The organism is Balneola sp., from assembly GCA_002694685.1.
Taxonomy (GTDB): Bacteria; Bacteroidota; Rhodothermia; order Balneolales; family Balneolaceae; genus Gracilimonas.
Genome location: NZMW01000001.1, coordinates 607,776 through 624,329 on the forward strand (window position 1 = coordinate 607,776; position 16,554 = coordinate 624,329).

Genomic DNA, 16,554 nt, shown 5'->3' on the forward strand with positions numbered 1-16,554 from the left:
GCATGTCATGTTTGATAAAGTAAAACGACTTAAAGATCAGTCGAACATCGTCTTCAAATCGAAGTTCCTGGCAAATCTAAACCCAGCCGAGCGGTACGAGTTTTTGCAGCTTTGCCACCGCAGAAGCTATAAAGAGGGTGAGTTTGTATTCTATAAAAACGATCCCGGAACAGGCATGTATTTTATTGAGAATGGAACCATAGAGCTTACCATTGGTACTCCCGATGAAAACACTACGGAAGATATCATTTCTCAGCTTACTTTGGAGTCCCCTGATAGTTTTGGAGCTTTGTCTATCGGGTACAATCTTCGCAGAAAGTCATCAGCTAAATGTGTTACGGATTGTGACTTGATGGGGTTTTTCAAACCTGATTTTGAGGTTTTAAGAGACCGTCATCCACAAATTGCAGTTAAGTTTCTTCAGACACTTACCAATATTGCACTACGCCAGCTTGAGACTACCTCAAAAAAACTAGCCGAAGTTTCGAGTGAACAACTCGCTCTTAACATTCAATTTCAAACGTATTACGAAGCTAACAGAGAAGAAAAAGTATAAATATGTCGCTTAAAAAAGGTCAGGAAGTAGAATTAGATATAATTGAAGCGGCATTTAAAGGGAAAGGTTTAGCAAAAGTTGACGGGCTCGCAGTTTTTGTACCGGGAACCACCCCTGGTGACAAAGTGAAAGCTCGGATCGTCAAAAAGAAAAAGAATTACCGGGAAGCTAAACTTCTCGAGCTGCTGGAACCAAGCGCCCATCGTATCGACCCAAAGTGCCAACATGCTAAAGTATGTGGCGGATGCAGCTGGCAGCATATTCCCTACTCTAAACAACTAGAGTTTAAAAGTCAGCAGGTTCGTGATCATATTGAACGAATTGGTGGACTTGACGGCAGTATTGTTAAGGAAGGCGTTGGTGCAGACCAAGAATTTTATTATCGCAATAAGATGGAGTACAGCATCTGTTCTCGCAGGTGGCTTACTGAAGAAGAAGTCCGGCGGGATGAATATGTAGATGACTCTGCCTTTGCAGCAGGCCTCCACGCGCCGGGGCGATTTGATAAAATTCTGAATATCAAAGAGTGCCATCTTCAGGTAAAGGAGTCTTATGAAATTCTCGATTTTGTGCGCAATTACTGCATCAAAGAAGGAATTGAGCCTTATGATACTTTTGAGAATACAGGCTTCATGCGCCACGTTATGATTCGTAATTCTCATCATACCGATGATTTTATGGTGAATCTGGTCACCTATCAAGACGATCAGGAAGTCATGAAAAAGATGACTGATGCGTTGCTTGAGGAATTTCCATTCATCACAACCGTGGTGAATAATGTGAACGACACCAAAAGTCCTACTGCCGTTGGGCGAATTGAAAAAGTATTATATGGCCCCGGTTTCATTGTTGATGAAATCGGTGAATTCACCTTCAAAATACACCCTAATGCTTTCTTCCAGACTAATACTGCACAGGCTGAAAATCTTTATGAGATTGCCCGCGACTATGCTGAACTGAAAGAAGGCGATGTGGTGTACGACTTGTACTGTGGGGTCGGCACGTTAAGCTTATTCATGAGCAAACCGGCTAAAAGCGTTCTTGGCATTGAGCTTGTTGATGTGGCCGTAGAAAATGCCAAATTCAACGCTAAAGAGAACAAGGTTGATAATGTCTCTTTCATTAAAGGCGATATGAAAGACGTATTTACGCAGGAAATGGTGGATAAATACGGGGCTCCAAATGTCCTTATTACAGATCCTCCCCGTGCCGGAATGCACCCTGATGTAGTTGAAAGGCTATCCGAGTTGAAAGTCCCGCGCATCGTCTATGTAAGCTGTAACAGTTCAACTATGGCTCGTGATTTGAAAGAACTTAACAAGGTCTACGAAATTGAAGAAGTGCAGCCTGTAGATATGTTTCCACAGACTTACCACATTGAGGCTGTGGCAAAGCTTAAGCTCAGAGACAGTTAAAACTAAGTATACAGATAAGCAATTAGCCACGCTATAGGTATGCCTTCTACCCAAAACGAAGCATAATAATTACCCTGATTTTTACTGCTTAACCAGACAAAAAGTAGCGCAACGGCAACTACTGTCAGGTTAACGGGCAGGTAGTTTTCGTACACGTATTGCTGAGATAGAATTATCACGGCTAAAACAACGGCTAAAAAAGTACCCAGCCACTTGGTCTTCTTTACTCCAAGAACTTGTGGAATGGTTGCAAGCTCCGGCTCATCATATTTCAAGTCCCGGATTTCAAATGGAAGCATTAACATCACTACAAACAAAAATATCTCGGCCATTTGATAAAGTGTACGTTCTCCAAAGCCCATATGATGATATTGAAGCGGAACTACCACTGCCATTCCCACCCAAACGGTCGCGATTATAAATATTTTGAGTCCTTTTATGCTTCTGAGGTTTCTTTTCCAGAGAAATGGAATCGCATAGAGTCCCGTTAATGCTCCAAAAAAACCAGAAGTGTACCAAACCTCTGACGGCAAAAATTGACCGAAATACAAAAAGCCGGCAAAGCAGCAAACCGAAAAAAGGCGAATGAGCAGAATGTTATTGGTCTTCTGAAGATGATGCCGATTGGAGATACCGGCATACTTCACAAAATTATAACCGCATATGGTTCCCAGCCATATAAACAGCAATAAAGTCGGCTCGGGTACAAAGCCAAGCTGCATAACAGAAAGCACGGCTATCGACATCACAGCAAGCCCAACATGGATACTGCTCTGTATATAGAAATCTAATATTGATCGTAAAAATTTCATCGCGGTTAACATAGACAGGCTTTCCTTCTTAAGAAACTCTTTTTTAAATGATTTCTTAAAACAGCTTTCCTTGAAACAAATTTAGTGTATCCTCCTCTTTACCCTACAACCTTTTACTTGAAGAATTATGATGATTCTCTATATTCGCAATACTTCAAAAAATTAAATCACCTTTCGAATGCACTTGTTTTCTCAACGTTCCTCATCTGTAGTATTTGCTATCATATCTCTTCTTATAATTTCTTCGGGTTGCAAAATGTATTCCGAAAAAGTAACAGAAGAAGATTATAAAAGAGCTGAAAAATTTCTATCCAGTCATACCAACTCTCTGGTTTATGGTAACATTTCCGGGGAAGAGTGGCTCGAGGACCAGCGATTAGTTTATCGCCATTCTTTGGAAGAAGGAACAGAAATTATGATTGCTCATCCCGCCGAGGGAACTGCAGAGCGAGCTTTTGATCACGAGCGCCTGGCTGATGTTCTTTCCGGAATGATGGATGAGGAAGTAACCCCTCTAGAACTCCCATTCCGAAGCTTTGAGTTTAGTGATGAAGGTTCAGCCATTACCTTCTCTTCCGCCGGTGATGATTATCGCTGTGGGTTATCAAACTACAACTGCGAAGTCACCGGGGAAACAGAACGGCCCAATTGGAATGAATCAGTTTCTCCTGATGGTAAAAAAGCCGTATTCATTGAGGACTATAACCTCTACATGCGAAATCTGGAAACCGGGCAAGTGACTCAACTAACTACCGATGGTCAGGAAGACTTTGGCTATGCAACCAATAATGCCGGCTGGGTGAAAAGAGACGGACCGGTTTTGCTGTGGTCTCCCGATTCAAAACGAATATCTACTTTTCAACAGGATGCTCGCGGTGTTGGTGAAATGTATCTGGCTTCCACAAAGGTAGGACATCCAAACTTACAGGCATGGAAATATCCCCTTCCGGGAGACAGTCTGATTTTCAGAATACACCGGGTTGTTATTAATCTTGAGCCTTCACCTCGTGTGGTCAGGCTTAGAAAAGATCCCGATCCACAGCGTTCAACAATCACTGATCATATAGCTGGTTGGGGCGGTAATTTTTTGGATAATGAATGGAGTGATGACAGCAACACGCTGGCTTTTGCTTCCGTCTCCCGGGATCATCAGGATGTTCATCTTCAAACAGCTGATCCAAATACCGGACGTGTTCGTTCTGTGCTGAAGGAAGGAACAGATACGTTTTTTGAATCCGGTAATGATTTGATCAATTGGCATGTACTGAATGAAAGCAATGAAGTCATCTGGTTTTCTGAGCGGGATAACTGGGGACATTTATATCTGTATGACCTTCAAACCGGAAAACTAAAAAACCAAATAACCTCCGGAAATTGGGCTGTCCATCAGGTTCGGCATATAGATGAAGAGAATCGGGTTATATACTTTACCGGAGCTAACCGCGAAGAAGGCGATCCCTATTTTGAATATTTTTATCGCATCAATTTTGATGGTTCGGAACTACAGTTACTCACTCCAGAAGAGGCAAATCATGAGATAGAAATGGACGAATCAGGGAGCTATTTCGTAGATACCTATTCTACACCAACCACTCCTCCCGTTTCGGTAATCAGAGATCATAATGGTGAAGAACTTGTCAATCTTGCTACCGCCGACATCTCCAAATTGCAGGCAAATGGTTGGGTGCCTCCTGTTCCCTTTTCCGTGAAGGCACGTGATGGCGAGACTGATTTATATGGATTGATGTATAAGCCTTCGAACTTCAGCTCCTCCAGCTCTTACCCCGTATTGAATTACCTATATCCGGGCCCCCAATCTGGCAGCGTTGGCAGCCGTTCTTTCCGCGCCTCCAGATCTGATAAACAAGCACTGGCAGAACTTGGCTTTATCGTGGTTGAAGTTGATGCTATGGGCACACCGGGACGATCTAAGTCATTTCATGAGTTTTACTACGGCAACATGGGCGACAACGGTCTTCCCGACCAAATCACCACCATCAAACAGCTTGGCGAACGCCACTCCTGGATGGATATAGACCGAGTTGGAATTTTTGGTCACTCCGGCGGTGGCTTTGCTTCTACCCGTGCACTTTTTGCTTATCCTGAATTTTATGATGTGGCTGTATCGGGTGCAGGAAATCACGATAACAGAAACTATGCTGACCCTTGGGGAGAGAAATGGCAGGGATTACTGAAAGCCACCAACATAGACGGCGCTACAGACGATCAATCCACCAACTACGACAACCAAGCCAACCAACTAGTGGCAGATAGCTTACAAGGCAAGCTGCTTATCACGCATGGCACTTTGGACACCAACGTCCCTCCTTACAACACGCTGTTAGTTGTGAATGCTCTTATTGAAGCCAATAAAGATTTTGATATGATTATGTTTCCTAATCGCGGGCATGGTTATTATGGTGAAGATTACATGATGCGGAAGCGATGGGATTACTTTGTGGAGCATCTAAAAGGAGTGGAACCGCCTAAGGAATTTGAATTTGGGGTTGATTAGTTTTGAGTATTGAGTATTGAGTATTGAGTAATGAGATTTGAGTTCTGAGTTATATTTATGCATGAAATTGAACATAGCGGGGTTAAAGAAAAATTCAGCGGTTATCCGGATCATATTAGGCCGAAGATGGATCGGCTTCGGGAACTTATTTATGAAGTGGCTGACCAAACCGAAGGTGTGGGTGAGCTCGAAGAAACCCTGAAGTGGAGCGAGCCGGCTTATCTAACCAAACGTCCTAAAAGTGGAACCACCGTTCGTATTGACTGGAAAGAGAAAAATCCTGAACAGATTGGAGTGTACGTAAGCTGCAATACATCGCTTATTGAAAGCTACCGAACGATGTTTCGTGATGAACTGAATTTTGAAGGTAACCGAGCTATACTTTTACCTGCAGATGCCCCACTCCCAGAGAAGGAGCTCAGAATTTGTTTACAAATGGCACTTCGGTATCATTTGGATAAGAAAAAGTAAAAACTTTAATTCCGATCGGTAATGAATTAGACACTTATTTAGTCTTATAAATTTTATCTATCAGAATCCATCTCCTAAATTTAATTTCCATTATGAGTCGAAACTCAAAGGGTAAAAAAAATTATACCAATATTGGTATTGCGTTAGGCATTTCAATTGGAGTTGCTCTTGGGGTAGTTCTCGATAATTTAGGTCTTTGGCTGGGACTTGGTATAGCGATTGGAATTGGAGTTGGAACTGCTTTGGATGCTTCTAACAAAGAAAAGGTGAGTAAGAACTAGGTGATTTACTATTTTTTAGGCATTAGTTAGAAAGGAAAACCCACTCAACAATTGTCATGAATCCACAAGTTGATGAATTTTTAGACAAGGCCAAAAACTGGCCAAAAGAACTCCGCCAGCTCAGGCAGTATCTTCTGGAATCTGACCTTACTGAGGAGATTAAATGGTATCAGCCTTGCTATACCTACGAAGGAGCAAATGTTATTATTCTAAGTGCCTTTAAAGACTACTGTGCCCTTTCCTTCTTTAAGGGAGTATTGATAGAAGACCCTGAGAATAATCTCATTCAACCTACAAAAAACATGCAGGCAGGGAGACATCTGCGTTTTACTGATCTGCAGGAAATTATTGACCAAGAATCACTAATAAGAGAGTACATACAAAGGGCTATAGACGTAGAGAAAGCCGGTTTGACTGTAGAGTATAAAAAAACCTCAGAATTTGATATGCCGGTAGAGTTACAAGAAAAGCTGCATGAAGACCCTGATTTCAATAAAGCTTTTAATGCCCTCACACCAGGACGCCAACGCGGTTACATTCTCCACTTTTCGGGAGCCAAACAATCTAAAACCCGGATAGATAGAATTGAACGATGCACCCCTAAGATCTTTGCCGGAAAAGGATTCAATGAACGATAAATTATCATCGAGAAAGCAAGCAATAGAATGAACCCTGATTTTTGGCATCAAAAATGGAAAAACAATCAAATTGGTTTTCATAATCCCATTCCCCATCCTCTCTTGATTCAGTATGCTGATAAGCTTTCTCTGGATAAAGGTCAGCGAATCTTTCTTCCTCTTTGTGGAAAAACTCTGGATATCGGGTGGCTACTTTCTGAGGGATATCGAGTTGCCGGAGTTGAACTAAATGAAATGGCCGTTCTGCAATTGTTTGAAGAATTAGAGCTGGAACCAAACATCAAAATTGATGATAAACTTAAACACTACACAGCCAATAATATCGATATCTTTGTTGGTGATGTTTTTGATTTAACAAAAGAAATGCTCGGTGAGATTGATGCTATTTATGATCGCGCTGCATTGGTAGCCCTTCCCTATGAAATGCGCAAACAATACTCGGTTCACTTACTGAATATCACTCATAAAGCTCCACAACTTATTCTATCCTTCGAATATGATCAGGAGCTTGCTAGTGGTCCGCCCTTTTCTATTTCGGAAGATGAGATTCATGAGCACTACAGCAACAGCTATAAGGTGAATCATTTGACTACTAAACATCTGCCTTCTTTTTTGGGTGGAATCTCCGCAAAAGAACATGTTTGGCTACTAAACCGGAATTAGCTCTTCTATTTATGATACGTCCTGTCCAAGACACTGATCTCTCTTCTATCATAGATATTTATAACTACTACATCCGCGAGACTACGGTCTCTTTCGAAGAACAGGAAATCAGCGAAAAAGAACTTGATCATCGAATTCATAAGGTTAAATCGGAGGGGCTTCCATGGCTAGTGGCAGAAAAAGGTCGCAAGCTCATCGGGTATGCCTACGCAACCAAATGGAAAGAGCGTTCTGCTTATCGCTATTCTGTAGAGATTTCCGTTTATATAGATCAATCTTCACAAGGCCAAGGCTGGGGCACCAAATTGTATCAAGCGTTATTTACAGAGCTTCAAAAACTTGATATACATCTTGTTATCGGTGGAATCACGCTTCCGAATAACGCCAGTATTGCGTTGCATGAGAAGTTTGGGATGGAAAAAGTCGCACACTTTAAGGAAGTGGGATTCAAATTTGGAGAATGGCGGGATGTCGGATATTGGCAAATGAAGCTATAAATTACCCTCTTGTTTATAATTCAATAATTACGCTAATTCAGCTAAACAACCTAATTACAAAAATGGCTTACGATGAAGGTCTGGCTCATAGAATACGTGAGCAGATTTCAGAAAGAACGGATGTAGTTGAAAAGAACATGTTTGGCGGACTTTGCTTTATGGTTGCCGGACATATGGCTTTTGGCATTGTTAAAAATCAGCTAATGGCTCGAGTTGGCCCAAATCAATATGAAGCATGTTTATCAAAACCTCATGCTAAAGAAATGGATTTTACCGGAAAAGCTATGAAGGGTATGATTTATGTCTCTCCTGATGGATTAAGTGACGACTCCGATTTAAAAAATTGGCTTGATACTTGTCTTAGTTTCATTGCCTCGCTTCCTCCTAAACAATATGAAGATCGCTGATTTATGCAGGAAGATTACTTCCCGGAGGCTCATAAAGAAGTTTGGATACCTATTAAAGAAACGGAAATGGTCTACACTTAGCTTTTTGCAGCTGCCTTGGTCTCACGTTGTGGCAATATCACCTTGAAAGTAGATCCAACCCCCGGTTCACTTTCTACTTCTACATCACCATCCATGGCAAGGACCTGGTTCTTTGTAACAAACAGCCCTACACCCGATGAGTCTTCATGTTCATGAAAAGTAGTATGCAGGCCAAAAAGTTTTCTTCCGTGCTTATTTAGATCTATGCCTAATCCGTTATCCTCTATAGCGAACCAGATGTTCTGATTTCCTTTTTTACCAGCACTAATCTTCACAAATGGTGACTTTTCAGCATCCCGATACTTTATTGCGTTAGTGATGAGATTGTGCAAAATGCTTTCAACGTATCCCTCTATTCCATAAATAATGAAATCATTTGGAACCTGATTTTGAATTTCAATGGAATTGAGTTCTTCAAAAGTTACGATACTGTCTACACAGCTCTCTATAAGTGATCGTAGATTAAGAGGTACATAATCTTCTTCATTGAATTCGTCACCAACAGCAATTTCACTCAAGTGTACTACCGTTTCAGAAAGCTTTTTTGAGGCTAGTTTTAAATATTTGAATAATTCATCTTCAACAATACTCGAGTTTTCCATCTCCATGAGCTCAACAAGAGAACTCACACCGCCTACTTGCGATCTAAGGTTATGAGAAATTGTATGGGCAAAATTCATCAGGCGGTCATTTTGCTTTTCTGTTTTTTTGAGTAGCTCGTCAATCTTCATAGACGCCCTGACCCTCTCATCTATGTCCTGAAGTGTTCCAAATACTTTGGTGTAAGTGTCTGCCCGAAATTCAGGTATAATCAGAATCTCGACCCACTTCTCTGTTCCACTCTCAGTCATGATCAATGCTTCTCTTTGTTGCTCAGACTTTAGTTCTCTGGCAGTAGCGAAGGCATCTTCTACCTTAGAGCGTTCTTTTTCATTATGGAAATAGGCAATAGGACCTTTACGGTGTGGAGCATTTGATGCAGGCAGCCCTAGAATCTGCTTCATCATGTTACTAAATGTAACCTGATTCTTTTCTATGTTGATTTCCCAGTACCCAATATTCGCCGCTGTGTTACATCTCTCAAGTATCTTTTCCTTCTTTTTAACCGCTGTTATATCAGTATGTGCCCCCAGCATGCGTATGGGCGTTCCATCTTTTTCCCTCATAATCATACCGCGACAACGGATCCATACGGTATGCCCATCAGCATGAGTATACCGGGTAATTTGGTCATATGGCCTATCAGGATATTCTATATGCTCGGCAACTTTTTGCTTGGCGACTTCAAGGTCTTCAGGATTGATGATATCCATCCAAGCGCTCGATTTATGAGGCATTTTATCCGGGTCATAACCCAGTCTTTCCCAAAAAGTATTATTCATCCATTCTTCTTCAGGGTTTGTTAAATCCCAGTACCAAAGTCCATCAAGGGACGATTCCTGAAGAAAATCAAAGATCTTATCGTCCTTCCTTACTAGATTCCGTAATTCGTTTTCGAGATAGTTCATTACAGTACTTCTTATATAATGTTAATTTAGATCTTGGCTTAAAGCAGTTTTTAATGAGCTGCTTTTTGGACTACTTACGGCTTCAATAATCTTGTCAGGAATTTCTTCCAAAGGTAATTGATTACTAACCGCACCAAGTTCATATGCTACTTTTGGCATCCCATATACTACACTTGATGTCTCATCCTGTCCAATAGTATAGGCTCCTTTTTCTCTCATCTTCAGTAAACCCTTTGCTCCATCTGAGCCCATTCCTGTCAATATTACTCCCGTTGCCATAGGTCCGAATTCTTCAGCCACTGAATTAAACAGAACATCAACACTGGGGCGGTGATAATGAATTTTCTCTCCACCAGTCACTCTTATATAGCTTTTCTCGCCCCTTTTCTGAACAACCATATGCTTGTTACCTTTTGCTATATGAACTGAACCGGGTTTTATTTCTACGTTATCAGTCGCTTCGCTTATATTTAATACAGAATTTTTATTTAGCCTGTCTGCAAAACTTTTAGTGAAAGACTCTGGAAGGTGCTGTACAATCACAATTCCTGGTAGACCTGCAGGCAACTCATTCAGTAAAAATTCAAGCGCCCTGGTCCCACCAGTTGAAGAACCGATAGCAATAATTTTATTGCCTGCATTACTTACCTTTGTTGAGACTTTATTAACTGTTCTGTTAATATTGGGTGACTGTATTCTGGCCGTTGAAGCCACACGTACGGTTTGGATCAGTCTTTTAGAAAACTCTTTGACGTCATACTCGAGTCCCGGCTTTGAAATCGTATCCAGGGCTCCCATACGAAGCGCTTTAAGAGCATAGGAACTATTCTTGGGAGTATAAGAACTGACAATGATTACCGGATAAGGATTCAGCTCCATGATCTTAGCCAGAAAAGTCAATCCATCCATTCTGGGCATATGTAAATCCAGAGTGATGACATCCGGCTTCAAAAGCTTGATAAGGTCTTTGGCCACATAGGGATTTTCGGCAGTCCCCACCACCTCAATTCCTGTTTCCTTATTTAGTGCATAGGAAATAAGTTTTCGGTCAATTTCTGAATCATCAACAATAAGCACTTTAATCATAATGCTTTAACCTATTCTTACTGTATAGTTGATTTTAAAAGGCCATAGCTGTCACAACAGAACATTCATTTTTATTCAACCTGTTTGCTGAGTTATGACTTCTTAAACCTTAGGATAATTATCGGCCTTTTAATCCAATTCTTAAGAATGAGATAGAACAAATACTTACCGAAATGAGCCTATAATTCTAAACTGCTTGTTATTTATGATTAGCTAGTTATTATTCTGGATAGCATACTTATGTGTACACCCGTTGCTGCTATAAAGTAGAGCGAGTTCTTTGTATCTTTGAGTTAATGAAATTGAAACTCTCCATATTTACTTTCCTTCTACTGCTTGTCTCAAGCAGTAGCTTCAATCTTTCGGCTGAGGCTGTACAAAAAACTCATTCAGCTGAAATTGAAGCCGTTTTAGGAGGTAGTGAAAATCCTTTTGGTCCGGAAAGTCAGGGGGTTCTTTTTTCTGATTCCAACACTGCCGAAAGCAGCACTCAACTAAGAGAACATCTTCTTGAATCTAGCACAGAAGAAGAGACTCGTGAATACAGCTTCACTTATTTTCTGAATGATTCAGATTTAACGACACCCAGCTTAAGTTATCTGGGTTTTTCTGATTTGATTCATGGTAGCCAAACCATCAGAACGCTTATCTTTCCCTTCCACTCTCACTTATAGTCCATTTTGATTGGCTTTCCGGATTCTTCGGATGGCCCCAAAAGATACATCACCCGTTAAGTTGAGAACTTCAGTTCTGACCAAGATGGGATTCTATTTCACCAAATAATCTATCAAAATGGAAATCGATCTATTTTCTGTGATCGTCGTAATTATTGCTTTCTCATTTTTCCTTGTCCCTATTGTTATTGACAAGATGAGAAACAAGAATCAGGACGAATCACAACAAAGCAATTAATTGAAAAAGCCCCGATTAGAAGTCGGGGCTTTTTTTTTAATTCTATTTTAGAAATCTACGGTATCAGCTTCCTTGCTCGACATCAATCGCTTTCTAAAGAACCATACAAGAGCTACAGCAAGCGCCCATTGTAACAGTACTGTTGCTACAGAAAATGCACTCAACGGGTTGTACCACGTATCCGGAGCGTATGAGGTTGCTGACAGATACATCCACCATCCTAAAAGAGTAACCACTTCGATAGGCACTACATACTTGATGATAATTTCCCACCAAGGGCCTAAAGTAGCTGAGCGTTCTTCGGTATTGATAAGTTCTTCCCGGAATTTGGTAGTTCCATATTTAATAACTGCATAAGAGATCAGGGCACCTGAAACCATCAATCCTACTCCCCAAACGAAATCCTGATTGGCAAAGAAAGTGAGATTTAATGCTGATGGAATTCCAAACCCAAAACCGGCTCCACATATAATAAATGTGGCCTTCTTACGGTCGGTTCCCATATCTACAAATACTTTAACCGCCATTTCAATCATAGATATCAATGAGCTAAAGGCTGCAAACGTTAGACCAAGAAAGAATAGAATAGCAAAGATGCCGCCTCCTCCCATTTTAGCAAACAGCTGCGGCATCCAGATAAAGGTTAAACCTGTAGAGGCAGGGCCTGAAGTTTTCATAACCTCCAATATCTCTCCACTTCCCATTTGTGGGCTTAAAGTCCCAAATACCGTCGAGAAAATGATCATCGCTGATACCAGAGAAACGATGTTATTTCCAATACCCGTCTGAAAAGCACTAATGGTCACGTCATCAGATTTTCGCATGTAAGCCGCATAAGTAAGAATCAAACCCCACGCTGCTCCAGTGTCCCAGGCGTTCTGGGTTAGAGCTTCCAGCCAGATTTCAGGTTTCTTCAACGTTGCCCAGTCTGGGGTAAACAAATATTCCAGACCTAATCCACTGTTCTCCAGCGAAAGTGCTTTAATAAGTGATACTACAAGAACCAAGAGTAATGATGGAATCAGAACCTTATTCACTTTTTCAATAGAGGAGATTCCTTTAATTACAATAAAGCCTCCGACCCCCATCACAAAAGCGTGACCTATTATTGGGAAGTTAGATCCCTGAAAGCCTTCCCATATCATATTAGCCTGCTGCAGGTCTGCGGGTAAAGCTGAGGTAATGGATGTGATTAGATAATAGACACACCAGCTGGCAACCACACTGTAGTAAAACATAATAGCGGTGGCAACAAATGCCACAAAACCACCAAGCCAGCCTTTTTTCTTTCCGATTAATTCAACAAAAGAACCTACAACCCCTTTCCGGCCATTACGTCCCATTCCATATTCAGCGATAATAAGAGGTATAGACCAGAGGATTAGAAAACAAGCCCAGGCAAACAGAAAAGCTCCTGCTCCTTCTTCTCCTCCGTTTTGAGCTGCGATTCTTGGAAATCTCCAAATATTACCCGTCCCAACTGCAATACCAAGTACACTTAATATCATACCTAGCTTAGAAGAAAAACGTTGTTTTGAATTTGCCGACATAAAGATGTTTTAAAGTTTAAAATACCATTCGAACTTTCCCGTTTTAGCTGCGAGAAGTTTAAATTCTTATGTATCTTAGATTTTGATTAGTATTAGGCTGTGCTTATAATTGCGAGCCTATCATAAAATGTTATCCACGAATATCCAAACTTTTTTGAGCAGTTAAACAAGATTTCATGTTTTCAGACCATAAAACAACCAACAAGTACCTCGCTCTCTTTACCTTTATTGTTTCACTTGTCATTTATACGCTAACACTCGCGCCTACGGCCAGTTTTTGGGATGCCGGTGAGTTTATAGCTGTAGCACATGGCCTTCAGGTTAATCACCCGCCGGGAGCACCTTTTTATTCTATAGTCGGTCGCATCTTCTCAATGTTCATGCCTACTGAATACATTGCCCTTAGCATCAACTTTATAAGTGCGCTGAGTTCTGCATTAACGGTGATGTTTTTATATCTGATTGTGGTACGACTTGTACGCGAATGGAAAGGCGATCCTGATGAAATGGATATCATGGATAAAATCGGGATGTATGGCGGTGCTTTGGTTGGCGCACTTAGCTTTATGGTTACCGACACCTTTTGGTTTAGTGCAGTTGAGGCCGAAGTGTATGCCATGTCGATGTTCTTCACCTCTATTGTAGTTTGGATGGCATTAAAATGGGCTGAAAATTACGATAAGCCTTATAATGAAAGGTGGCTGGTTTTGATTGCCTACATGTTCGGTATAGCTATTGGAGTTCACTTGCTGAATTTGCTGGCCCTCTTCTTTGTAGCACTCATAGTGTACTTCAAGCTTAAAGAATTTGAGTGGAAATCGTTTTTGTTGATGGGAGTCGGTTCAGTCATAGCCTTCTTCACGGTATATCCATTTACCATCCAAAGTATACCCACCATCGCTAACAGCGTAGATGATGCTACTTATGGACTTATCGGACCGCTTACGTTCATCTTCCTCTTTATGGCCACCGTTGCCTATGCTATTTACTATACCCATAAAAACAAAAAGCGCATCGCCAATATCGTTGCCATCAGTTACGCTATGATCTTGATTGGGTTCTCTTCGTACTCAGTAATTATGATCCGCTCTATTGCAGATCCTCCCATTGATGAAAATGACCCTGAGACGGTAGAAGCTTTTATCAGTTATCTGAAAAGGGAACAGTATGGTGCTACTCCCATTTTAAAAGGAAATAATTTCAACGAGCAAACCGGTCAGATTGATCGCAACAATGAAGAGTTTTTTCCGCGCCGTTATTCACCTGCACCAAATCACCTAGAATATTATGCGCAGTACGATTCTGACTGGGATTACTTTTGGGATTATCAGGTAAACCATATGTATATCCGGTATTTCAACTGGAATTTCATTGGAAGGGAAGCTGATATCCAAGATGCCGGCTGGAGGTCCGGCATTCAGGAGCCTCAGTACCCAGACAACCCCGCCAGTAATGCCTATTTCTTTATACCATTCATACTTGGTCTTTTTGGAATGATTTTCCATTTCACCTCCGACTGGAAACGAGCTTCAGCCATACTCGCACTCTTTATAGTCACCGGTCTGGCCATTATTGTGTTCCTTAATCAACCACCCTATCAACCCAGGGAGCGTGATTATGCCTATGTGGGCTCCTTCTTTGCCTTTGCAATTTGGCTTGGGCTGGGGGTCACTGGAATCATCGAGATGATTAAAGAATATGCCAATAATAAATTTATAGGCTATGCAACTGTGGCTTTATGTCTGTTGGCTTCACCTGTATGGATGGGTTATCAAAATTGGGATGACCACGACCGCAGCGAGCGATATGTAGCACCTGATTATGCGAGAAATTTACTTGAGTCAGTGGCGCCAAATGCTATCCTCTTTACCAATGGTGATAATGACACCTTCCCTCTTTGGTATGCTCAGGAAGTGGAGGGAATAAGAACTGACGTTCGAATTGTTTGTCTGAGTCTGTTAAACACAGACTGGTATATCAAGCAGCTCCGTGACCAATGGTCACATGAGTCTGCACCTCTTCCTATTTCACTATCAGATGATGAAGTGGAACGAGTTACTTCAGGGATCAGTCAGTGGCAACCTCAGGACATTGAAATCCCCGTAGATAAAGACATGCTTAAAAAAGCATTCTCTGAAGACATGAGCTACAAAGAAGCAATCGGAGTTAAGCCCGATACTTCCCTCCCGATCCTACAGAAAGGTGTTGATTTTGAAATGCCGGTAGATTCACTTGATGACTCTATTTCATGGACTGTGAATGGACGTTTCTATGGTCAAAATCAGCAAGGTCAGCGAATTTATTATCTACAGGTTCAAGACCGTTTGATCCTTGATATACTTCGCACCAATAACTGGTTACGCCCTGTATACTTTGCGAATACGGTCTCTAGTCAGAGTCAGCTTAATCTTCAGGACTATTTCCGTACTGAAGGTAAAGCCTACCGCGTGATTCCTAAAGACTTTGGAGCCAGCCAGGACGGTTATATAGATACCGACATCTATACAGATCGTCTTGAAAAGTTCCAGTTCCGTGAGTGGAATAATCCTGATTTATATATGGATGAAAACATTCGCAGAATGCTAAGCAACTACCGATTTAACTTCATGGCACTTGCCAAGCAGTATCAGAAAGATGGACAAGTTGATAGTGCTCGTTACTGGTTAAAATGGGGTGAAGAAAAAATTCCATTCAGAGCTTCAGAAACTAACACATCACTGAAACTTCTTTATTCGGTACGATATGCTCAGGTTGGCCTCGAAGAAGACGCATTCCGTCTTGCAAACTCAAGCAAGTCTGGTTTAGTTGAAATGCTGAACAAAAACTTAAACCGTTTTTCCAATATCGAAGCTGAATTCAACAGTCTGAATCAGGAATTAGAAACTGCAAAAGCACGTGGTGATATTCGAACTCAGCGTGAAATTCGTCCGCAGCTGCAGAAACTTAATAATGATGCTCAGCAGTATCTGACTGAAGTGCGTACAGCAAGGCAGTCGTTAGTGCTGGTTCAATATGCTTACTTCCAAAGTGGCAATACAGAGGAAGCTCAAGCACTCGCAACTGAAGTTAACGCAGCAATGGGATCTAGTTTCCCTCCTATGCCGGATACAAAAGAAGCCAGTGAACAAGAAATTAGCAGATATGGACTCAATTAAGTCTTTC

Annotated in this window: 15 protein-coding genes; 11 read left to right on the top strand and 4 right to left on the bottom strand. The window is 41.3% G+C overall.

Annotated features, from left to right (window positions below; genetic code table 11):
- The first annotated feature begins 7 nt into the window (after positions 1-7).
- A complete protein-coding gene (locus CL667_02625; GenBank protein MAL16581.1) occupies positions 8-556 on the top strand; it encodes a hypothetical protein in 549 nt (182 codons plus the stop codon).
- Between the two features lie 2 nt (positions 557-558).
- Complete coding sequence (locus CL667_02630; protein ID MAL16582.1) at positions 559-1,971, top strand: 23S rRNA (uracil(1939)-C(5))-methyltransferase RlmD; 1,413 nt, start codon at positions 559-561, stop codon at positions 1,969-1,971.
- 2 nt (positions 1,972-1,973) lie between these two features.
- Here the strand turns inward: CL667_02630 and CL667_02635 are convergent, their stop codons facing one another.
- Positions 1,974-2,795: a hypothetical protein gene (locus CL667_02635; GenBank protein MAL16583.1), complete on the bottom strand. Its 822-nt coding sequence runs from the start codon at positions 2,793-2,795 to the stop codon at positions 1,974-1,976.
- 166 nt (positions 2,796-2,961) lie between these two features.
- Here CL667_02635 and CL667_02640 point away from each other — a divergent pair, with 166 nt between their 5' ends.
- The 7 genes from CL667_02640 (at position 2,962) to CL667_02670 (ending at position 8,255) form a co-directional block, all read left to right on the top strand.
- Complete coding sequence (locus tag CL667_02640; protein ID MAL16584.1) at positions 2,962-5,298, top strand: S9 family peptidase; 2,337 nt, start codon at positions 2,962-2,964, stop codon at positions 5,296-5,298.
- A 57-nt stretch (positions 5,299-5,355) separates the two neighbouring features.
- Positions 5,356-5,769 (top strand): hypothetical protein, encoded by a 414-nt coding sequence (locus tag CL667_02645; protein ID MAL16585.1) that lies wholly within the window; start codon positions 5,356-5,358, stop codon positions 5,767-5,769.
- Positions 5,770-5,861: 92 nt separating this feature from the next.
- Positions 5,862-6,050 (top strand): hypothetical protein, encoded by a 189-nt coding sequence (locus tag CL667_02650; GenBank protein ID MAL16586.1) that lies wholly within the window; start codon positions 5,862-5,864, stop codon positions 6,048-6,050.
- 56 nt (positions 6,051-6,106) lie between these two features.
- Positions 6,107-6,688: a hypothetical protein gene (locus tag CL667_02655; protein ID MAL16587.1), complete on the top strand. Its 582-nt coding sequence runs from the start codon at positions 6,107-6,109 to the stop codon at positions 6,686-6,688.
- Between the two features lie 27 nt (positions 6,689-6,715).
- Entirely contained in the window at positions 6,716-7,351 is a 636-nt protein-coding gene (tmpT, locus tag CL667_02660; GenBank protein ID MAL16588.1) for a thiopurine S-methyltransferase, read from the top strand.
- An 11-nt stretch (positions 7,352-7,362) separates the two neighbouring features.
- The gene (locus CL667_02665; GenBank protein MAL16589.1) at positions 7,363-7,848 is read left to right on the top strand and encodes a phosphinothricin acetyltransferase; all 486 of its coding nucleotides are present in this window, start codon (positions 7,363-7,365) and stop codon (positions 7,846-7,848) included.
- Between the two features lie 62 nt (positions 7,849-7,910).
- A complete protein-coding gene (locus tag CL667_02670) occupies positions 7,911-8,255 on the top strand; it encodes an RNA methyltransferase (protein MAL16590.1) in 345 nt (114 codons plus the stop codon).
- A 77-nt stretch (positions 8,256-8,332) separates the two neighbouring features.
- On the opposite strand, the gene CL667_02675 is transcribed toward CL667_02670, so the two are convergent.
- Both CL667_02675 and CL667_02680 read right to left on the bottom strand, forming a co-directional pair.
- On the bottom strand, positions 8,333-9,844 hold the full coding sequence (locus tag CL667_02675; GenBank protein MAL16591.1) for a hypothetical protein: 1,512 nt from the start codon (positions 9,842-9,844) through the stop codon (positions 8,333-8,335).
- 21 nt (positions 9,845-9,865) lie between these two features.
- On the bottom strand, positions 9,866-10,930 hold the full coding sequence (locus tag CL667_02680) for a chemotaxis response regulator protein-glutamate methylesterase (GenBank protein MAL16592.1): 1,065 nt from the start codon (positions 10,928-10,930) through the stop codon (positions 9,866-9,868).
- Between the two features lie 296 nt (positions 10,931-11,226).
- On the opposite strand from CL667_02680, the gene CL667_02685 reads away from it, so the two are divergent.
- Positions 11,227-11,604, top strand: a complete 378-nt coding sequence (locus CL667_02685) for a hypothetical protein (protein ID MAL16593.1) — start codon at positions 11,227-11,229, stop codon at positions 11,602-11,604.
- Between the two features lie 285 nt (positions 11,605-11,889).
- Here the strand turns inward: CL667_02685 and CL667_02690 are convergent, their stop codons facing one another.
- A complete protein-coding gene (locus CL667_02690; protein MAL16594.1) occupies positions 11,890-13,392 on the bottom strand; it encodes a sodium-dependent transporter in 1,503 nt (500 codons plus the stop codon).
- Positions 13,393-13,568: 176 nt separating this feature from the next.
- On the opposite strand from CL667_02690, the gene CL667_02695 reads away from it, so the two are divergent.
- Positions 13,569-16,547 (top strand): membrane protein, encoded by a 2,979-nt coding sequence (locus CL667_02695; GenBank protein MAL16595.1) that lies wholly within the window; start codon positions 13,569-13,571, stop codon positions 16,545-16,547.
- Positions 16,548-16,554 lie beyond the last annotated feature (7 nt).